Origin of the sequence: Streptomyces sp. PKU-EA00015 (genome assembly GCF_013387495.1) — a bacterium.
Taxonomy (GTDB): Bacteria; Actinomycetota; Actinomycetes; order Streptomycetales; family Streptomycetaceae; genus Streptomyces.
The window spans coordinates 41,525-60,382 of the sequence record NZ_JABZEE010000015.1 but is presented as its reverse complement, the minus strand read 5'-3'; the positions used below and the strand labels follow the sequence as shown (position 1 = coordinate 60,382).

Annotated in this window: 16 protein-coding genes and 2 pseudogenes; 7 read left to right on the top strand and 11 right to left on the bottom strand. The window is 71.1% G+C overall.

Translation table 11 applies throughout. The features are described from left to right. Positions 1-5: 5 nt before the first annotated feature. Complete coding sequence (locus HW130_RS13545) at positions 6-572, top strand: TetR/AcrR family transcriptional regulator (protein ID WP_309140426.1); 567 nt, start codon at positions 6-8, stop codon at positions 570-572. A 105-nt stretch (positions 573-677) separates the two neighbouring features. Here the strand turns inward: HW130_RS13545 and HW130_RS13540 are convergent. Further along, a pseudogene (locus HW130_RS13540) lies at positions 678-926 on the bottom strand (hypothetical protein); the annotation flags it as partial. Between the two features lie 284 nt (positions 927-1,210). Further along, entirely contained in the window at positions 1,211-1,564 is a 354-nt protein-coding gene (locus tag HW130_RS13535) for an MmcQ/YjbR family DNA-binding protein (protein WP_177149789.1), read from the bottom strand. Between the two features lie 103 nt (positions 1,565-1,667). Between HW130_RS13535 and HW130_RS13530 the strand changes: the two genes are divergently transcribed. Next, positions 1,668-3,749 (top strand): DUF4139 domain-containing protein, encoded by a 2,082-nt coding sequence (locus HW130_RS13530; RefSeq protein ID WP_177149788.1) that lies wholly within the window; start codon positions 1,668-1,670, stop codon positions 3,747-3,749. 8 nt (positions 3,750-3,757) lie between these two features. Then, positions 3,758-5,359 (top strand): mucoidy inhibitor MuiA family protein, encoded by a 1,602-nt coding sequence (locus HW130_RS13525; RefSeq protein ID WP_177149787.1) that lies wholly within the window; start codon positions 3,758-3,760, stop codon positions 5,357-5,359. A 71-nt stretch (positions 5,360-5,430) separates the two neighbouring features. On the opposite strand, the gene HW130_RS13520 is transcribed toward HW130_RS13525, so the two are convergent. The 4 genes from HW130_RS13520 to HW130_RS13505 form a co-directional block, all read right to left on the bottom strand. Next, entirely contained in the window at positions 5,431-7,029 is a 1,599-nt protein-coding gene (locus tag HW130_RS13520; RefSeq protein WP_177149786.1) for a cation acetate symporter, read from the bottom strand. Further along, positions 7,026-7,445, bottom strand: coding sequence for a DUF485 domain-containing protein (locus HW130_RS13515; protein WP_177149785.1), 420 nt, complete (start codon positions 7,443-7,445; stop codon positions 7,026-7,028). The genes HW130_RS13520 and HW130_RS13515 overlap by 4 nt, the downstream gene beginning before the upstream one ends. A gap of 364 nt (positions 7,446-7,809) precedes the next feature. Further along, on the bottom strand, positions 7,810-8,412 hold the full coding sequence (locus HW130_RS13510; protein ID WP_218183499.1) for a TetR/AcrR family transcriptional regulator: 603 nt from the start codon (positions 8,410-8,412) through the stop codon (positions 7,810-7,812). Positions 8,413-8,579: 167 nt separating this feature from the next. After that, entirely contained in the window at positions 8,580-9,890 is a 1,311-nt protein-coding gene (locus tag HW130_RS13505; protein ID WP_256356069.1) for a CdaR family transcriptional regulator, read from the bottom strand. Positions 9,891-10,248: 358 nt separating this feature from the next. Between HW130_RS13505 and HW130_RS13500 the strand changes: the two genes are divergently transcribed. From HW130_RS13500 to HW130_RS13490, 3 genes are all read left to right on the top strand, one after another. Continuing rightward, on the top strand, positions 10,249-11,529 hold the full coding sequence (locus tag HW130_RS13500) for an ABC transporter substrate-binding protein (RefSeq protein WP_177149783.1): 1,281 nt from the start codon (positions 10,249-10,251) through the stop codon (positions 11,527-11,529). Positions 11,530-11,685: 156 nt separating this feature from the next. Further along, the gene (locus HW130_RS13495) at positions 11,686-12,294 is read left to right on the top strand and encodes a carboxymuconolactone decarboxylase family protein (RefSeq protein WP_177149782.1); all 609 of its coding nucleotides are present in this window, start codon (positions 11,686-11,688) and stop codon (positions 12,292-12,294) included. Beyond that, entirely contained in the window at positions 12,287-13,090 is an 804-nt protein-coding gene (locus HW130_RS13490) for an SDR family NAD(P)-dependent oxidoreductase (RefSeq protein WP_177149781.1), read from the top strand. The genes HW130_RS13495 and HW130_RS13490 overlap by 8 nt, the downstream gene beginning before the upstream one ends. Positions 13,091-13,423: 333 nt before the next feature. Here the strand turns inward: HW130_RS13490 and HW130_RS13485 are convergent, their stop codons facing one another. After that, positions 13,424-13,759, bottom strand: a complete 336-nt coding sequence (locus HW130_RS13485) for a hypothetical protein (RefSeq protein ID WP_177149780.1) — start codon at positions 13,757-13,759, stop codon at positions 13,424-13,426. A gap of 415 nt (positions 13,760-14,174) precedes the next feature. On the opposite strand from HW130_RS13485, the pseudogene HW130_RS35875 reads away from it, so the two are divergent. After that, positions 14,175-14,309, top strand: a pseudogene (locus tag HW130_RS35875) (LysR family transcriptional regulator); the annotation flags it as partial. 199 nt (positions 14,310-14,508) lie between these two features. Here the strand turns inward: HW130_RS35875 and HW130_RS13480 are convergent. From HW130_RS13480 to HW130_RS13465, 4 genes are all read right to left on the bottom strand, one after another. After that, positions 14,509-15,501 carry a nitronate monooxygenase family protein gene (locus HW130_RS13480; RefSeq protein WP_177149779.1) on the bottom strand — a complete coding sequence of 331 codons (993 nt, stop codon included), beginning with the start codon at positions 15,499-15,501 and terminating at the stop codon, positions 14,509-14,511. Between the two features lie 13 nt (positions 15,502-15,514). Continuing rightward, positions 15,515-15,979 (bottom strand): MaoC family dehydratase, encoded by a 465-nt coding sequence (locus tag HW130_RS13475; RefSeq protein WP_177149778.1) that lies wholly within the window; start codon positions 15,977-15,979, stop codon positions 15,515-15,517. A 63-nt stretch (positions 15,980-16,042) separates the two neighbouring features. Continuing rightward, entirely contained in the window at positions 16,043-17,353 is a 1,311-nt protein-coding gene (locus HW130_RS13470; RefSeq protein ID WP_256356068.1) for an MFS transporter, read from the bottom strand. Between the two features lie 202 nt (positions 17,354-17,555). Then, positions 17,556-18,779 (bottom strand): acetyl-CoA C-acetyltransferase, encoded by a 1,224-nt coding sequence (locus HW130_RS13465; protein ID WP_177149776.1) that lies wholly within the window; start codon positions 18,777-18,779, stop codon positions 17,556-17,558. Positions 18,780-18,858 lie beyond the last annotated feature (79 nt).

Below are 18,858 nucleotides of genomic sequence, written 5' to 3'. Positions count from 1 at the left end.
TGCAGGTGGCCAGTACGCCCGAGGACCCCCGGGCGGCCAGGACACGGGCCAAGCTGCGCCGGGCCCTCCTCGACGAGTGCGCGCAGCGCCCGCTGGCCGAGGTGAGCATCGCCGCACTGGTCCGCAAGGCCGGCGTCGGCCGCGCCACCTTCTACCTCCATTACGGCGACCTGGAGGCACTCGCCGTCGACGCCTGCGCAGACGTGGTACGCGACGCGGTGGACGCCCTGCACGCCTGGCGCGGCACGCCCGACCCGGCGTCCCCGCCGCCCGCGCTCCTCGACTTCTTCACCGGTCTCACCCCGCACGCACCCCTCTACCGGGCCCTGCTGCGTCCGGGGGGCGGTGGACCGCTCGGCCTCGTGCTCCACCGGGACCTGCGCGCCCGCAGCCTCGCCGAACGCAGCCTGGTCGGTGCCCCGGAGCCCGCACTGATCGCCTCGGCCGTGGCCGCGACCTTCGCGGGGGTGCTCGCCGACTGGCTGCACGGCCTCGTCGACGGCACCTCGGAGCGCGTCGCCCACCAGATCTGGCGGCTGCTCATCTCCCTGCACCGCGCCCGGCTGTCGTGACGGTCGCGCAAGGAGGGGGAGCGGGGCCGGACGGGGAAACGGTCGGCCCGACGTGCCGAGACCGACGGGGCGGCCGAGAGTGACGGCCGCCCCGTACGGGGTGCGCTACTTCAGGTAGGGTCCGGCAGTGCCGATCTTGCCGGTGCCGTTGAGGACGTACACCCGCAGGTTGCCCTTGCCGGGTGCGGCGACGGAGAGGGTGCCGTTGGTGACGGTCCGCACGTCGCCGGTGACGGCGTCGGTGTACGTGCCGTTCGGGATGCCCGAGCAGGTGGCGCCGCCCGAGATCGTGACGAGTGCGAAGCTGTCCGTACCGCCGCTGGTGCAGCGGCGCTTGAACGCCATGCCGCTGGTCTGCCCAGGCAGGGACGGCGAGTTCCGCCGCCACGCAAGCCATGCACCTCGGCGGGCAAGCCTGTAGAGGCCAGGGTGGCCAGCGCTGAGACGAGAGCCACGCGACGGGGCGGACACCCGCTGTCGCACGGTTCTCTCCTAGTCGGCGTCACCCCGTCGCCGAACTGCCCCTGACACCTCGGCCCCGGCCGCTACGGCAGAAATGCGCTCGCTCTCAGCGAGGGATGGCCGGTCAAGGGAGTGGCAACTCCTGCCGGGGACCGCTCGGTGAGACGGTCGGCCCGCTATGCCGGGGGCAGGAGGTCGGCGTGGGCCTTCAGCAGGCCGGGCGGAGCCGCCTGGCGCCAGGAGTCGACGACGATCGCACGGAGCTCATCAGCGTCGTCGAGCGCGGCCAGGCGCACCCGCACCCAGGCGAAGTACGCCTCGTGGTCCGCGACCCAGAACTTCTCGGGCTCGGCGAGGACCAGCTCGTCGCGCTCCTCCTTCGGGCACCGGACGGCCATCGACGTCTCGTCGTCGGGCAGGGTCAGGAACATCTTGCCGGCGACACGGAAGGTGGGCATGGACCATGCCTCCTTCTCGGTCGTCTCCGGCAGGGCGAGGGCGAGTTCACGGACTTCGGCGGACGTGCTCATGCCCCGACCGTACGACGAGCCACTGACATCGGCCGCCGACGCGGACGCCGGACCGTTCGGGCGTAGGCTTCGCTCAGCACGGACGCGGCGGGGGGCGAGGTACATGACGGCTGGGACAGTACAGACGTGGGGGTCGACCCTCGATTCGGTCGTGGTGTACGCGCAGGGCGCTGTCTGCCGCCGCCTGGCCCGTGGCAGCGTGCCGCCGGACGGCCGGGTGAGGGTGACGGGACTGCCCCGCTCGCTGGACCCCGGCTCACTGCGGGCCCGTGTCCTTCGCACCGCCGGGGTGCGCGTCACCGAGGTCCGGGTGGAGGTCGAAGCCGAGCCGCTCGGCTCGGGCACGCCCGACGACTTGCGACGCGAGGTCTCGCGGCTGCGCAACGCGTGCGCGGCAGCGCGGGGACGCCGGGACCGGCAGCTGAGCCTGATCGAGGAGGTCGGGGCCCTGCGCCCGGTCCCGCCGGCCCGCAGGCGCGAGGACCCGCACCGCCGCACGCCCGTCGATGCGTGGCTGACGCTCGCCGACTTCGTCGACGAGCGGCTGGCAGGACTGCACACGCGCCTCGTCGAGCTGGAGGAGGCGCTGCACCGCGTCGAGCACGAGCTCACCGTCGCCGCGGACAGGCTGGCCCGCGCCTCCACCGACGTACCGTCAGCCCACGTGGAGACCACGGTCTCCGCGGTCCTGGCCCTCGACGGCACCGGTGACGCGGAAGTGGAGCTGGAGTACGGGGTGCCGGGCGCCGTCTGGGTGCCGGCCTACCGTCTCACCCACCGTCAGGGCGACGGCAGCGGCCGTCTGGTGCTGCGTGCTTCGGTCGCCCAGCGCACCGGCGAGGACTGGACCGGCGTGCGCATCGCCTTGGCCACCGCCGACCTGCGGCGCCGCACCGACCTGCCGAGGCTCCGCTCGCTCCGGATCGGGCGCCGTCAGCCTGCCCCCACGCCTTCTGGCTGGCGCGAGCCTCCGGCGGGGCTCGCCGACCTGTTCGCCGGGTACGACTCGGCGGGCCCTCGCCCTGCCACGACCGCCGCACCCGCGGTTGTCGGGTCCGGCTCCGCGCCCGGCCCCGTTCCGCCACCGCCACCGCAGGGCTACGGCGGGCCGCCCCCTGCGCTCCCGATGCCCGGCGGCGCGGACGGCGCCTCCCCGGAGGTCTTCGGCGGCGGGATGCCCGACCTCGCACAGCCGGTCCGGTCGCGACCGGGCGGCAGGCCGGGTGCCGGCGGCAGGTCCGTCGCCGCCCCCGCCGCCATGGCACCTGCGGCTCCCGGCCGTGCTGCACCGCCACCGCCTCCGGCACCTGCGGCCGGTCCGCCACCACCTCCGGCACCTGCGGCCGGGCCGCCGCAGCCGAGCGGCGCCGAACTCGACTACGCCGCCCTCGTCCTGTGCGGCCCCGACGAGCAGGGCGGTCGCAGAGGCCGGCTGTTTCCCTACGCTCCCTTCGACGCGGTGGCGGCCGAGTACCGCCGCCGCGCCGAGGCGGTGGCCGCGCTGCCGCTGCCCGGGCACGCCGTGCGGCCCCGCGAGTCGGCGGATTCCTTCGACCACCGCTTCGATGCCGCCGCGCGCGCCGACATTCCGTCGGACGGCACCTGGCACACCGTCACCGTCGGCGAGATCCCGGTCGGCCTGCGCACCGAGTACGTGTGCGTGCCGTCCGTGGAGCAGACCGTGTACGCGACGTTGGTGCTCTCCAACGCCACCGACCAGGCTCTGCTGGCCGGCCCGGTGGAGGTCACCGTCGGCGACGACTTCCTGCTGACCGCCGCACTGCCCACGCTCGCCCCCGGAGGTGTCCGCCGGGTGGGGCTCGGGCCTGCCGAGGGCATCCGGGTCACCCGCCGTACGAACCTCCAAGAGTCGACCTCGGGCCTGCGCAACAACACCACCGTGCTCAACCACCGGGTCGGCGTGGAGCTGGCCAACCGGCTCGCGATGCCCGTCACCGTCGAGGTCCGCGAGCGGGTGCCGGTCACCTCGGAACCGGACGTCCGGATCGAGGAACGGGCCGACTGGACGGTACCCGAGGAGGGCGCGGGGCCCGAGCACCATGCCCCGGGCACCCGCGTCTGGCGGGTGGACCTGCCCGCCGGCGGCACCGCCGTCCTCGACGGCGGCTACGAGATCCGCATTCCGGCCGGCAAGACCCTGGTCGGCGGCAACCGCAGGAGCTGACACACGCCATGTCCACGGCCCCGAAGCCGATCGCCCTCCCCGTCACCGCCGTCACCTGCATGGAGGACCGCGCCCACATCGAGCGCGCCCTCGTGCTCGACCTGGAGGCCGGGGTGCAGCGGCTGCGTCTCGGGCCGGTCAGTGCGCTGGCCGTCGACCGCACCCTCCATGCCGAGCTGGCCGCCGATCACCTGGCGACCGTGCTCGAGGCGCGGATCGTCCGCAGCTGGACGCCGCGCGGGCCGCTGCCGTCCACCGACGACGACTCGGCCCTGCGCCGCCGCTTGCACACGCTCGATGAGGAGCGGCTCGCCCTGGGGCAGCGACGCGATCGGCTGCATGTCCACCTCGACCTGCTCGGCCGTCTCGCCGCCGATCTGCTGCGGGAGATCGGCGAAGGCGCCGGCTCCGGGGAGACCGAAGCGGCCCGCTGGACACGCGAACTGGACCGGGTGGACCACGAACGCGACTCGTACGGCGAGCAACTCCGCACCGTGGAGGCCCGGCTGGCCGACCTCGCTATTGAACTCGGCGAGGCCCAGCGGGCCTTGGACCTCTCCGAGGAGGAGCCCGCCGAGCTGGTCGGCCATATCGAACTGACCGTGGAGGCGGCGGTCGCCGGACCGGTCGGGCTGCGCCTGAGCCACCTCACCCCGTGTGCGCTGTGGCGGCCCGCCTACCGGGCCGTGCTCGACGGTGACTCCCTGACGCTGGAGACCGACGCGATGGTCTGGCAGCGCACCGGAGAGGACTGGTCGGACGTACGGCTGACGTTGTCGACGGCACGGTCGGCGCTGGCCACAGATCCCCCGCGGCTGGGCGAGGACCGGCTGACGCTGGGGGACCGCTCTGCCGCTGAGCGCCGCACGGTCGACGTCGAGCTGCGCGAGGAGGAGATCGGGGACCTCGGCCCCGCCCCGGTGCTCGGCCTGCCGGGGGTGGACGACGGCGGCGAGGCGCGCGTGCTGCACTCCCCCGCACCGGTCTCCGTGCCCGCGGACGGCCGCGCCCACCGCGTGCCGCTCTCCGCCGTCACCTCGGCCGCGAGGAGCGAGTACGCCTGCTCACCCGAGCTGTCCCCGCTGGTCACCCAGGTGGTGCGGTTCGACAACGAGTCCGGCCATGCCCTGCTCGCCGGGCCCGTGGACCTGGTCCGCGGCGGCGGATTCAGCGGCCGCGGCACGCTGGACTTCACCGCGCCCGGCGCTCCCGTCGAGCTCGCCTTCGGCAGCTCCGACGACTACCGGGTGGTCCGGCACGCCGAGGAGTCCCGCGACTCCGCCGGAATCACCCAGCGGACCGTGGTCACGCGCACCGTCCGGCTTCACCTGTCCCGGTTCTCCGCTCCCGGGGAGAACGGCGAGCAGGTGGTCGTCCTCCGGGAGCGCATCCCGGTCTCGGAGGTCTCGGCGGTGGAGGTACGCCTGCGCAAGGAAGCCTGCTCCCCGGCGCCCGACGTGGTCGACGCCGAGGGCATCGTCCGCTGGGACGTCACCCTCCCTCCCTCAGACTTCGTCCGGGGCGACCCCCATCTCGCTTCGCTCGGCAGCCACCGCACGGTCACCCTGGTCTACGAGCTGTCGGCGAGCGCCAAAGTCGCCGGGCTCTGAGCTCCGAAGGAAAAGGGTCCGGCCCGGCCGTTCACACGGCGGGGCCAGAACCCAAGACCTTCATGAGCCTTCTAGGCGGAGGTGTCGTCCGCGCCCGTGAGCGTGTGCAACTCGAGCGCGGAGTACGTGGCCTGCTCCGGCCTGTCCCTCCCCAGCACCGAGCCCAGCCACCCCAGGAGGAAGCCCAGGGGGGCGGAGACGATGGTGGGGTACTGCAACGGGAACAGGCTGAAGTCCATGTCCGGGAACAGCGCGGTGGGGGCTCCCGACACCGCCGGGGACAGCACGGCCAGGCCCACCGAGGAGACCAGTCCGCCGTAAATGCTCCACAGCGCGCCGGTGGTGGTGAAGCCGCGCCAGTACAGGCCGTACAGCAGCGCGGGAAGAACGGCGGAAGCCGCGACGGAGAACGCCAGCCCGGCGGCGAAGGAGACGTTGAGGCGCTCGGCGAGCAGGGCCAGGCCCACCGCCGCGCAACCGATCAGCACGACCGCGCAGCGGGCCACCAGCAGTTCCTTCTCCTCGGTCGCGCGTCCTCGCTTGAGCACCACACCGTAGATGTCGTGCGCCACGGACGTCGCGGCGGCGAGAGCGATGCCCGCAACCACGGCCAGGATCGTGGCGAATGCCACGCAGGCCATGACGGTGAGCATCCACGACCCGCCGAGGGAGTGGGCGAGCAGCAGGGTGGCCGTGTTCCCCGAGGGGCTCCCGGCGAGGATGGTCTCCGGGCCGAGCACCGCCGCGGCGCCGAATCCCAATACCCCTGCGGTCACGCAGAACACGCACGTCAAAGCCGCCGTCCACTGCACTGAGCGCCGGGCAGCGCGCGCCGAGGGCACCACACACATGCGCATCAGCAGGTGTGGGAGTCCAGCGGCTCCGATCAGGGCTCCGAGCTGAAGACTCAGTCTGTCCAGCGTTTCCAGAGCGGTCCCCTGGGCGCGGGCGCCGGGCGCGAGGAAGTCCTCGCCGACGCCGCTGCGGCGGGCCGCGGTTCCCAGCAGGTCACTGGGGTTCCAGCCGAACTTCGCCAGCACCAGCAGCGCCAGGAAGACGCTGGCGACCAGCAGGAGGGCCGCCTTGAGCAACTGTACGAGCGTAGCACCGTGCATACCGCTGAGGGCCACGTAGATGATCATCAGGACGCCGAGGAAGACCATCAGGAAGTTCTGGGCCGCCTCACCGGACAGGCCGAGCAGGGGTGCCGCGAGCGCGCCGGCTCCCACGAGTTGGGCGGTGAGGTAGAACAGCGAGATCACCAACGTGGCGAGACCCATGGCCAGATGTACGGGCCGCGGCCGCAGCCGGCGCGCCAGCGCGTCGCCCACCGTGTAGTGGCCTGTGTTGTGGAACGGCTCGGCGACCACCAGCAGAATGACGGCCCAGACCACCACGGGCCCCACCAGATACGGGATGCCGTCGAACCCGGCCAGTGCGATGAGCCCCGGAGTGCCGAGAAGCGTCGCCGCGGAGATGAAGTCGCCGAACAGGGCGATTCCATTGCGCGCGGAGGGCAGTTCGCGGCCGCTGATGAAGAAGCGGCGGGGGGTGTCGCTGTCCGCCGCACCCCACAGGGCGATGAGGATGACGCAGACGACGAAGACCGCGAAGACGATCAGGGTTGCTCCGTTGTGCGCGATCTGGGAAGAGAGCTGAGAGGCGCTCACCGACGCCTCCCTCTTGGTCGGAGGCCGCCCCGGACCCTCTCGGTCAGCGGATCCAGGGTGTTGTGGGCGTAACGCCCGTACCACCGGCACACCAGAAGCGTGGTGACGCACTGCAGGAGCGCCAGGACGAGCCCGAGGTTCAGGTGACCGAACAGCCTCACGGCCATCAGTCCGCCGGCCACATTGACCAGAAGGGCGTTGAGCAGATAGAAGCCGACCACGGCGGCGGCAACCGGAAGGACCTTGGAGCGGCGCTCCGCGCGCAACCGCTCGACGTCCGTCGGAAGGTCCGGCTCCGCGTAGGGCGTGTGCGAGTAAGGGGCTTGTGAGTAAGAGGTGTGCGAGTAAGGGGATTGCGCGTGGGGATCGGGGGCGTATGAGCGCGGTCGCTCGTACGGCTCAAAGGGACTGGTCAAGACGACATCAACTCCTCTTGGCTGCATGCCGCGGCGAGGGCGAGGCGTCACCGCAGGGGCAGTCGACCGGGTCGGTGTCAGCCAGAGCACGCACTCGGTGTCCGAGCCGTGCCGCAGTGATGTGCTCAGCCCTTGTGGATCCTGATCTGCTCGGTCGGCGAGGGATGTCGACCACGATCCTCAGGCTCACGGGCGGCCGCCGTGAACCAGGGCGAACAAGTGAATGATGACCGGACGGCATCGACAATGCCGAACGGCGTTCGGTTCGGGAGCCTAGAGGTCTCCGGCGCGCAGGACAAGACGTCGCCGGAGAGTCACGCTCCGCATCCGAAACGAGGTTCGCTGCCGCGGTCTTGCGCGGCGATCAGTACCCGGCCGGTTTCGGGGGTGCGGCGACGCGGACGTGCAATGCGGTGAGGCCGTCGAGGAACATCTCCAGGGCGAGTTCGAAGCTGTCCCGGTCGATCACGCCTGCGCGGTCGCGCAGGCGATGAGCCCCTGCCAGGTGCGGGTAGCGCTCGACGTAGACCTGGACGTCGTCCTCGAACCCTCCGGCGAACGAACTCATCGCGGACCCGACCACCAGGTATTTGGTCGAGGCACCGATCAATGTGGCATAACGCGGCGGCCAGCCGGCGCCGACGAGGCCGCCGTGAACGGCGTCGGCGCGACGCAGGGAGGCTTCACGGCGAGCGGGGCCATAGGCCAGGAACGGGACGATTTGGGGATGGGCAGCCAGCGCGGCGCGGTAGGACCGGGCCCAGGAGGCCACGCCGTGTCGCCAGTCGCCGGTCTCGAAGCCGGAGACGTCCACGTCCTCCATGATGGTGTTGGCGACTTCGTGGAGGACATCGTCCTTGGTCTTGACGTGCTCGTAGAGCGAGGAGACCTGAACCCCGAGGTCCCGCGCGAGCCTTCGCATCGACAGCTCGGCAAGCCCGTCCCGGTCCACAATCGCCAGCGCCATGGCGCAGATGCGCCCGCGACTGAGAATCGGCTTGGTCGGTCGGCCCACCGATGCACCCCCACACCATGAGGCGCCGCAGCCAGCAGCGCCCAGCTTCTGGGTTCACCTTACACCTACTCGCTGGTAACCGAACCCCGTTCGGAAGATCCGTCCCGGACGGATCCGGCTCACTGCACGTCCTCCGATTCCTCGGCCGCGTCGCGCAGGGCGAGAGCGACCAGCAGTTCCAGCAGATCGGCGATCCGGCGCACGTTGCGCCCGGTCCGTTCCTCGATGCGGCGCAACCGGTAGTGCGCCGTGTTGTGGTGCACCTGCAGCCGCTCCGCCGCCAGCCGCAGGTTCAGATCCGCCTCGGCGAACGCCCGTATCGTGGCCGCGAGCGCACCCCCGCGCCGGACGTCGTCATCAAGCATGGCGCTGATCCGGGGGTCGACCAGCTGACGGGCGATGTCGTCCGCGCGCAGGGCGAGGTACTGGAACGGAGACAGCCGCGGCAGCGCCGCCACCCCTCCCCCGCTGGGTACGAACTCCAGGGCAGCCCTGGCCTCCTGATAGGCCCTCGGCAGCTCCGCCGCGCCCCTGGCCACCGTGCTGATCCCCATGGCCAGGACCGTCCCGTTCCTGGCCAGGTGCCGCTGCGCCTCTTCGAAGCGCGCGCACATCTCGTCCGGCTCGGTGCCTGTACGCAGCACCGGCACGGCCACGACCTCGCCGTGCCGCACGACCAGCAGGACTCTGGAAGCCCGCAGGCCGGCGGCGGAGATCGCCGCGCTGGTGATGTACGCGCTCTCGGCCGCCGTATCCCCTCCCCCGTGCCGGGCGCCGTCGGCGCCGACCGCCACGACCACCATCATCGGCACGTGCGCGCCGATGCCGTAGGCCTGTGCCGCGGCCAGGAGAGGCCCCCGGGTCGGCATGTGGCCCGCGAGCAGTTGCTCGAGCAGGTCCCTGCGCTCGCGGTCCGCGTCGGCCACGACGTGCTGCTGGAACTCCAGGTAGGCCTGTGCTGCCTGGGTGCCGGCGAAGTCCATGTACCGCATCAACGGGGCGACCAGGGTGAGCACGGCATCCTGCCCGGCGGCCGACGAGCCCGCGCAGTCGCGCAGGGCCTCCCAGAAGACCTGCCGGCCGACCCGGAACGCGCTGATGTAGTCCTCCAGCGCGAACCCCTCGCGGGCCCTGCGCATCGCCGCCGCGCGACTGAAGGCGAGTTCCTCGGAGGCGAAGCTCCGCTCACCCGCCAGCAGCGCCAGCTGGACCCGGTAGTGCGAGAGCACCTGGTGACGCACGTCCTCGAAAAAGTGCTCGTCCTGCGCCGCGTAGGCGGGGATCTCGGCACGCATCACTGCAAGCGCGTACTCCGTCACCTGCTCCACGCGCGCCTTCACGGCGCACAGGATCCGCAGCCGCTCGCGGCGCAGTTGCTCGGTCAGGGGAGGCACACTCGGAACGATCGCGGGACGCATGGCGGGACGCATGGCGGGATCGTCGACGCCGAATCGTGACCCGTCAACAGGATGGGGGCCGGTTCTTCACGTCGGATTGTGCGCGTCGCACAGGGCGGCGACCGCGAAGTTGAGTGCTCACACCCAATGCCCGCACAGCCGGGGCCCTCCTACTGTGGCGCTCGCCCACCTCCCGGAGACCCTGCTGAAAGGCGGTGCCCATGCTCGAGGCTGACGGCGCGCCCGACAGGAGGCCCTGCGGCGTAAGGAGCGGCTCCGTCACACCCGCCGCCGACGGGACCCCGCTTCCCCCGCGGAGCCGCCCGGTTCCCCAGCAGCCCGACCTCCAGCCCCTCACCGCACCGCCCACCACCGGAAAGGGATGATCCGGATGCGCCACACCATCGCCGTGCGGGCAGCCACCGCGGGCATCGCCGCCCTGCTCACCGCCACCGCCTGCTCAAGTCAACGGGGACAGGAGGATGCCGCCGCCTCGGCCGACGGCGCCTGCAAGGGCCAGCAGACCACGGGTATCACGGACAAGAGCATCAAGCTCGGCGGCATCTACCCGATGTCCGGACCGGCTTCCGCCTACGGCACCATCAGCAAGGGTGTCAGCGCCTACTTCCAGTACGTCAATGCCGAGAAGGGCGGAATCGGCGGCCGCAAGGTCGGGTTCGTCGTCCGTGACGACGGATACCAGCCGCCGAAGGCAGTGGAGGAAGCCCGACGACTGGTGGAGCGGGAGAAGGTCTTCGCAGTGTTCCAGACACTGGGAACGCCCTCCACCTCGGCCGTGAGGGACTACCTCAATCAGCAGAAGGTGCCGCAGCCGTTCGTGGCCACCGGCGCCTCCCTGTGGGGTACGGACACCCAGCACCCGTGGACCATGGGATGGCAGCCCAACTATGTGGCCGAGTCACGGATGTACGCCGACTACCTCAAGAAGGAGAGGCCGAAGGCAAAGGTGGCCGTCCTCTTCCAGAACGACGACTTCGGCAAGGACCTGCTCGGCGGCTTCAAGCAGGCCGTCAAGGGCAGCGGCGTCAAGGTGGTCGCCGAGGAGAGCTACGAGGTCACCGACCCGTCCGTCTCGGCCCAAATAACCAGCCTCGCCCGCTCCGAGGCGGATGTGCTGCTGAACGTCACCACGCCCAAGTTCGGCAGCCAGGCTCTGGCCGCGGATGCGAAGAACCCCAAGTGGAACCCGCTGCACATCGTCAACAGCGTCTCGGCGTCGACGAGCGTGCTCAAGCCCGTCGGCTTCAGGAACGTGCAAGGCGTGGTCTCCGCCACCTACTTCAAGGATCCCGCCGACCCCCAGTGGGCGGACGACGCGGAGATGCAGACCTACCGTGCGGCGATGAAGAAGTACGCCCCGGACAGCGATCCCTCGATCCAGTTCAACGCCTACGGCTGGGCCGTGGCCTCGAGCCTGCACAAGGCACTCGACGCCATGGAGTGCCCGACGAGAGAGGGACTGAGGGACTCCCTCCAGAAGCTCGAGGCCGTCGAGGTGGGCATGCTGCTCCCCGGTGTCACTCTGATCACCGGCTCCCAGGACCGGTTCCCCATCGAGACGATGCAACTCATGCGCTTTCAAGGGGAGCGATGGGTCCTGTTCGGGGAACCCCTCGACACCCGGAAGAAGTTCGGCCCCGTCACCGGCTGACGTCCGGCCGGCCGGGAGGGACGGCTTCGCGCACACCGGCCGGCCCTTCCGGTCCCACGCGGCCTGCCATTCCCGTCCGCACCACACGCCCACACCACCGCGACGTTTCACCCGTCGCCGTGGTGTTCCGTGTGGGCACCTCGCCTTGGAGACTCCATGCCGGAGCAACACCCTGTACGGCACGACCACGCCCTCCCGCGAGTCGTACCCCTGCCCGAGGACGACTGGGACACGCGGACCCGTCACCTGCTGGCTGCCGTCCCGCGGGATCCGGGGGGCCGGGTTCCGAACATCTTCACCACTCTGGTGCGTCATCCCGAGCTCTACGAGCAGTTCATGCCCTTCGGAGGTCAGCTGCTCCGCCGGGGCCGACTCCCCGGAAGGTTCCGTGAACTGCTGATCCTGCGCACCTCGTACAACACCGGCGCTCCGTACGAGTGGGGACGCCATGTCCCCCTGGCCAAGGCGTCGGGCTTCACCGACACGGACATCGACCGCATCGTCCGGGGCCCGGAGGCCGACGGGTGGACCACCCTCGAAAGGAACCTCATCCGGGCCGCAGACGAGCTGAATCGCGATGCGCGGCTTCGCGACGCCACGTGGGAAGTCCTGACCGAGCACTTCGACGACGCGGAAATGATCGAGATCACCATGCTCGTGGGTCAGTACCACATGGTGGGATTCTTCCTGAACTCCGTCGGTGTGCAGCTGGATCCGGGCTTTGACAGCGCAGGCCTCGTGGAAGGGAAGGCTGACGATGAGTGAGGCGGAACCGGACCGCGCCGCCCGTCGGCTGGCAGGCCGCAGGGTTCTGGTGGTCGGCGCGGGCACCCGTCCCGACGCCGCCCCGCAGACGCCTGTCGGCAATGGCCGGGCGATAGCCGTTCTCGCTGCCCGCGAAGGTGCGGACGTGGCCTGTGCCGACGTCGCCGGCCCGGCCGCCGCCGTGACCGCCGACCTGGTCACCGCCGAAGGTGCCCTGGGTTTTCCCGTGGTCGCCGATGCCACGGACGCAGAACAGTCGGCCGCCATGGTCGCTGAGACGGTCAGCAGGCTGGGCGGGCTGGACGCACTGGTGGTCAACGTGGGCATCGGCCTCGGCACCGGACTGGCGGGCTCGTCACCCGAGGAATGGGACGACGTTCTCAGCCTGAATCTGCGTGCGCCCTTCCTGGCCGTCAAACACGGCCTTCCGTCCATGGCTGCTGAAGGTGCCGTCGTCTTCATCGGGTCGGTCGCCGGACTGCGGGCCGCGACCGGTTCTCCCGCCTACGACACCTCCAAGGCCGGCCTCTTCGGGCTGACCCGCCATGTGGCGAGGGAGGGAGCGGCACGAGGCATCCGCGCCAACATGGTCGTCCCCGGCCTCATCGACACCCCCATGGGCCGCCACGCATCGGCGAACCGTACCTCCCGGGCCTCCTCCTTCGCCCGCATTCCGCTCGGTCGTCAGGGCACCGCCTGGGAGGTGGCAGAGGCCGTCACCTTCCTGCTCTCCGATCGGGCCTCCTACATCACCGGCCAGAGCCTGGTGGTGGACGGCGGTCTCACCGCGGCGTGAAACCCTGGGTGCCGCTCAGGCCTGGCTGTTGAGGAATCCGATCCCCACAGCCCCCACCACCCGACCTGGGAAACCACGACGGAGATCGCTCCACGCACCAGCAGCCGGTTGCCACCCGTCGCGGCGCCCCCATGCCGGCGACCCCGACGAGCACGGCCGGGGACTCGCCATCGTCGAACTGCTGACCTCGGAGATCCGGGTCACGAGCGTGCCTCCGGCCGCCGGGTCAGCGTGCTCCTCCGCTCCGGTGCTCCCCACTGACCCGCTGGCAAGACGCCCGAGCCCCTGCTCCGCATGGTCAACGCGTGCCTCGTGCCGACGGCCGCAACGCCTTCAGCGCAGCTCGGCCAGCGGGTGTACGTTCCACTCCCATCCGCCGGTCCGGCTGAGTTCGGCGATGACGACCTGGTCCTCGTCGCCGTTCCGCGCTGCCCGTCGCGCCCGGGCGACGGCGGCGACGAGTTCGATGTGGAAGTCGAGCGGGAGCGCGTCGTCCCCGTCCACGGAGTCGGCCAGCACCACGGTCGTCGCGCCGTGTTGTCCGGCCTTGACGCTGTACTCGTTCGCGCGCAGCAGGCTGATCGTGTCGGCCCGCACGAGAACGGAGGAGGCCGCCGACGTGTCCGTGGCCGGGGCCGGGGTGCGGTGAAGCACCCATACGTCTGCCACAAGTCCCTCCCAAGGGCTCGAGGATCCCTTGCCCGCCATCACATACCGAAACGCCGCCCATGGGGCCGGCCTCGGCAAGGGCGGCGAGCATGCTCCGCCCGGGACAGCCTCGACCGCAGAGGCTCTCGCCCGCCATTCCATGGGGAGCGCTTGGAGTGTCCCACTTGCCTCCGCGCAACGGCAGGACCGCCACGGCACTGACCGCCGATCTCGGCTGCGAGGTGCTGCATACGGGCTCGCGGAACCGCTCACCGCGCGCGCAGCGGTCAGTGCGCGACGTGAAGATGCTGAGCGAGTTGGCGGTGACGACGGCTCCGACGGCGGCCCACTCGGTCCACCCCAGGCTCTGTCCCAGCCCGATCCATCCGGTCAGCGCGGCCGGGACAGGATTGACGCTCATGAAGAGCCAGAAAGCCAACCCGGCGTCGTCTACCGTCCCGTCCGCGACGTCGAACCCATCGCCGTACGGCTCGCCTGGTGGCGGGAGGATCCGCATCCCGCCACCCAGGCCGCGATGGAACTGCTCACCACCCTCTACCGCAGGGCCTGATCGCTGAGGCGAGCGCATGCCGAACGGTTCCTCGTCCAGCGGTGTGGCGGGGGCTCGGGGCGGACGGGCTCTGCCAGGCTCCGGCCGCGCGGCTTCGCCGCTCCGTGTCGGGCGCCCGGCCGCAGGGTGCGACGACGCTTGGTGTGGTCAGCAGGCTTGAGGCTGCTGACCACAGCGCGCTCACCGCTCACCGGCGACGTCAGGCTCCCGGTGCGGCGACCAGGCCCGGCAGGCGCCGCCGGATCAGGTCACCGGCTTCCGTCACCGTTCGGCCAACGAGCTCGGCGACGGTGGGGATGTCGTCGATGAGGCCCATCGCGAGCCCGGCGGTCCAGATGCCGGATTCGGGGTCGCCCAGTTCGTACACCTGCCGGCCGCGTGATCCCGCCACCAGATGCCGTACGTCCTCGAACCGGCCGCCGGCGGCGAGCTTCCCCACGGCCTCGCGGCTGACGGCGTTGCTCGCCACCCGGGAGGTGTTGCCCAGCTGACGCAGGATCAGCTCGGTGTCGAGTTCGCTCGACGCGACGATGTGTTCCTTGACGTTGCGGTGGACGGGCGCCTCCTCGGTGCACAGGAAGCGGGTGCCCATGGTGACCCCCTCGGCCCCGAGGGCCAGTGCGGCGACGAGGCCGCGGGCGTCGGCGATGCCGCCCGCCGCGAGGACAGGGACGGTGAGCGCGGCCGCGGCGCGCGGGATCAGGACGAGGCCGGGGATGTCGTCCTCACCGGGGTGCCCCGCGCATTCGAAGCCGTCGATGCCGACGGCGTCGGCGCCGAGTGCCTGCGCCTTGAGGGCGTGGCGCACGCTGGTGCACTTGTGCAGGACCTTCACACCGGCGGGCTTGAAGTCGGCGATCTGCTCGGCCGGGTTCGCTCCGGCGGTCTCGACGACGGTGATGCCGCACTCGATGACGGCCCGCCGGTACTCGGCGTACGGAGGCGGGGAGATGGCCGGCAGGACGGTGAGGTTCACCCCGAACGGCTTGTCCGTCAGGTCCCGGCACCGGGCTATCTCCTTGACCAGCGCCTCGGGGGTGGGCTGGGTGAGCGCGGACAGCATGCCCAGCGCCCCGGACTCGGCGACGGCGGCGACGAGTTCGGCCCGTGCGACCCACTGCATGCCGCCCTGGACGACGGGGTGGTCGACGCCGAAGAGATCGGTGAAGCGCGTGCGCAGCACGGCGGTCATGGACGGCTCCTGATCAGGGGTAGAAATGCGTGAGCGATTCGGCGACGCAGGCGGGCTTGGCGGAACCTTCGAGCTCGAAGGTGAAGGAGCGGGTCATCCGCATTCCGCCGTGGGCAACGGGTTCGACGGAGGCGACGGCCGCGTGCAGGCGCACCCGGCTGCCGACGGGGACGGGCGCGGGGAAGCGCACCTTGTTGACCCCGTAGTTGAGGGCCCTGCCGACGCCGGTCACCTGGAGGAGTTCGGCGAACATCGGGATGCCCCAGCTGAGGATCATGTAGCCGTGCGCGATGGTCCGCCCGTACGGGCCGGCCTGCGCGCGTGCGGTGTCGGTGTGGATCCACTGGTGGTCGCCGGACACGCCCGCGTAGGTGTCGATGAGTTCCTGGGTCACCTCCCACCAGCTGGAGTGCCCGAGATCCTTGCCGTCGAGCGCGGCGATCCCGTCCATGCCGTGGACGGTCAGTGTGCTGCTCATGTCTGTTCCGGTTCGGTGTCGTTGTTCCGGTTCGGTGTCGTCGGCGGCCGGTCGGCGCGGCGGTCAGGCCGGGACCGCGTCCGCCGCGGCGGAACGGGGAGCGGCGGACTGCTCGTCGTGGTTGGGCCGTCGCAGCAGCAGGAGCATGCAGCCGAGCGTGAGGGCGACCTGGAAGACGGCGTACGCGATGACGGCGGTGATCGAGCCGGTCCGGTTGAGCAGGAACTGACCGACGATGGGGGTCGTGCCGCCGAGCAGGGTGCCGCACAGCTGGTAGCAGAGGGAGATGCCGGTGTAGCGCAGGTGCGCCGGGAAACGGCTGGCGAGCATGCCGGCCAGGGCGGCGTAGTACAGGCAGTGCGGGACGGTGGCGACGGCGACGCCCGCCATGGCGAGACCGTAGTTCTCGGTGGCGATCAGCAGGAACATCACCGGCATCAGCACGAGCTCCGGGAGCAGCATCAGACTCACGGTCCGTGACCAGCTCTTCATCCGGGTGGCGAGGACGGCGCCGAACGGCTGGACGACGACCTGGGTGATGTTGGCGACCAGGAGGATCGTCAGGAAGGAACTGCGGTCGAAGGCGAGGCTTGTCGTGGCCCAGGAGAGAGCGAAGGTCGACTTGAAGTAGGTGGCCGAGAGACCGATGGTGCAGGCGCCGATGCCGAGGGCGATCAGCGCGGGCTGGGTGCGCAGGACCTCGGTGAGCGGGACCTTGGCGACCTCGCGCTTCTCGATGAGGTGCGCCATGGCCGGCGACTCGGCGACCTTCATGCGGACGAAGAGGCCGACGACGACGAGCGCGGCCGAGGCGAGGAACGGCACCCGCCAGCCCCACGACACGAAGGCCTCGTCCGGCAGTTGGCTGATGGCGAGGAAGCTGAGGGTGCTGAGCGTGTTGCCGACCGGGGAGCCCTGCTGGGCGAACGCCCCGTACAGCACGGACTTCCCCTTGGGTGCGTGCTCGGAGGCGATCAGTACGGAGCCGCCCCACTCACCGCCGAGGCCGATGCCCTGGATCATCCGGATGAGGACCAGCAGGATGGGCGCGGCGACGCCGATCGAGGCGTAGCCGGGGAGCAGACCGATGGCCGTGGTAGAGATGCCCATCATCAAGAGCGTGATGACGAGGGTCTTCTTGCGGCCGAGGCGGTCGCCGTAGTGGCCGAAGACGATGCCTCCGATGGGTCGGGCGAGGAAGCCGACCCAGAAGGTGGCGAAGGCGACGAGAGTCCCGATCGCGCCTTCGAGTTCGGGGAAGAAGACTTTGTCGAACACCAGGGCGGAGGCGGTGCCGTAGATGTAGAAGTCGAACCATTCGATCGTCGAGCCGATGAAGGCTCCGATTCCGGCTCGTCGTGCGGTTGCGCTCATGTCGGCTCCCATGGGCAGCTGGGGGACGGGGCGAGGGGTGGGTGCGCGTGACGGCGGTAACAGTGGCAGCCGTCATCGAGAGCGGTCCAATACCGAATAACGGATGCAGCAAGACGGTTTGCGTATCGATTCGGGCGGGCCGAGACAGGGCATCCGGGTTCGGGCGTCCGCATGCGGACGCCCGAAGGACCGGCATCAGGGTTCAGGCGCCCACGCGTTCGAAGACGGCGGCGAGTCCCTGGCCGCCGCCGATGCACATGGTCTCCAGGCCGTAGCGGGCCTGTCGGCGGTGCATCTCCCGCGTCAGCGTGGCGAGGATGCGCGCACCGGTCGCGCCCACGGGGTGCCCCAGTGAGATGCCCGAGCCGTTGACGTTGATCCGCTCGTGGTCGGCGGCTGTCAGACCGAGGGCCCGGGTGCAGGCGAGGACCTGGGCGGCGAAGGCCTCGTTGAGTTCGACGAGGTCCAGGTCGGCGAGGGTCAGCCCGGCCCGCTCCAGGGCCGTGCGGGCGGCGGTGACGGGCGCGATGCCCATGGTCGCGGCGGGCACTCCGACGGCGGCGCAGGACACGAGCCGGACGAGCGGGGTGAGCCCGAGGCGTTCGGCGGTGGCCCGGCCGGTCACCAGGCAGGCCGCGGCCGCGTCGTTCTGGCCGCTGGCGTTGCCCGCCGTGACCGTGGCCTCGGGGTCGGTCGCGCTCATCACCGGCCGGAGCCTGGCCAGTTGCTCCGCCGTGGTGTCGGGGCGGGGGTGCTCGTCGTCGGCGACGACGGTCTCGCCCTTACGGGTGCGCACGGTGACGGGGACGATCTCCTCGTCGAAGAGTCCGGAGGTCATGGCGTGGGCGGCGCGCCGCTGCGATTGCAGGGCGAGGGCGTCCTGGTCCTCGCGGCTGATCCCGTACTCGCGCCGCAGGTTCTCGGCGGTCTCGATCATTCCGCCGGGCACCGGGTGGTTCCGCCCGCCGGCGGTGACCCGGCCGCGGGCCAGGGAGTCGTGCAGCTGGAGGCCGGGTGAGCCGATGCCCCACCGGCCCTCGTGGGTGTAGTAGGGGGCGGCGCTCATCACGTCGACGCCTCCCGCCACGACGACGTCGCTGAAGCCCGCACGGACCCGGAAGGCCGCGTCGAGGACGGCCTGGAGCCCGGAACCGCACCGCCGGTCGACCTGGACGCCGCCCACCGAGTCCGGCAGGCCCGCATCGAGAGCGGCGACCCGGCCGATGGCGGGGGCCTCTGCGGTGGGGTAGGCGTGGCCGAGGATCACCTCGTCGACGCGGTGCGGCTCGACGCCGCTGCGGCGTACGACCTCGGCGATGACGTGTGCGGCGAGGGCGGCGGGCTCCTGGGCGGCGAGGACTCCGCCGAACCGGCCTATCGGGGTGCGCAGGGGTTCGCAGATGACGACATCGGTGTCCGATGGCATGCGTCGGCCTTTCGTGGGCGGCGGGATGTTGCGTCGACCTTCGCATCCCCCGACCGTGAACTTCCAATACTCAGTTGAT

What these genes read in the sequence shown, in the direction of transcription:
- HW130_RS13535 (WP_177149789.1), bottom strand. Translation starts at nt 1,564, where the DNA reads ATGAGCACGTCCGCCGAAGTCCGTGAACTCGCCCTCGCCCTGCCGGAG.
- HW130_RS13530 (WP_177149788.1), top strand. Translation starts at nt 1,668, where the DNA reads ATGACGGCTGGGACAGTACAGACGTGGGGGTCGACCCTCGATTCGGTC.
- HW130_RS13525 (WP_177149787.1), top strand. Translation starts at nt 3,758, where the DNA reads ATGTCCACGGCCCCGAAGCCGATCGCCCTCCCCGTCACCGCCGTCACC.
- HW130_RS13510 (WP_218183499.1), bottom strand. Translation starts at nt 8,412, where the DNA reads ATGGCGCTGGCGATTGTGGACCGGGACGGGCTTGCCGAGCTGTCGATG.
- HW130_RS13505 (WP_256356069.1), bottom strand. Translation starts at nt 9,890, where the DNA reads ATGCGTCCCGCCATGCGTCCCGCGATCGTTCCGAGTGTGCCTCCCCTG.
- HW130_RS13500 (WP_177149783.1), top strand. Translation starts at nt 10,249, where the DNA reads ATGCGCCACACCATCGCCGTGCGGGCAGCCACCGCGGGCATCGCCGCC.
- HW130_RS13495 (WP_177149782.1), top strand. Translation starts at nt 11,686, where the DNA reads ATGCCGGAGCAACACCCTGTACGGCACGACCACGCCCTCCCGCGAGTC.
- HW130_RS13490 (WP_177149781.1), top strand. Translation starts at nt 12,287, where the DNA reads ATGAGTGAGGCGGAACCGGACCGCGCCGCCCGTCGGCTGGCAGGCCGC.
- HW130_RS13480 (WP_177149779.1), bottom strand. Translation starts at nt 15,501, where the DNA reads ATGACCGCCGTGCTGCGCACGCGCTTCACCGATCTCTTCGGCGTCGAC.
- HW130_RS13475 (WP_177149778.1), bottom strand. Translation starts at nt 15,979, where the DNA reads ATGAGCAGCACACTGACCGTCCACGGCATGGACGGGATCGCCGCGCTC.
- HW130_RS13470 (WP_256356068.1), bottom strand. Translation starts at nt 17,353, where the DNA reads ATGAGCGCAACCGCACGACGAGCCGGAATCGGAGCCTTCATCGGCTCG.
- HW130_RS13465 (WP_177149776.1), bottom strand. Translation starts at nt 18,779, where the DNA reads ATGCCATCGGACACCGATGTCGTCATCTGCGAACCCCTGCGCACCCCG.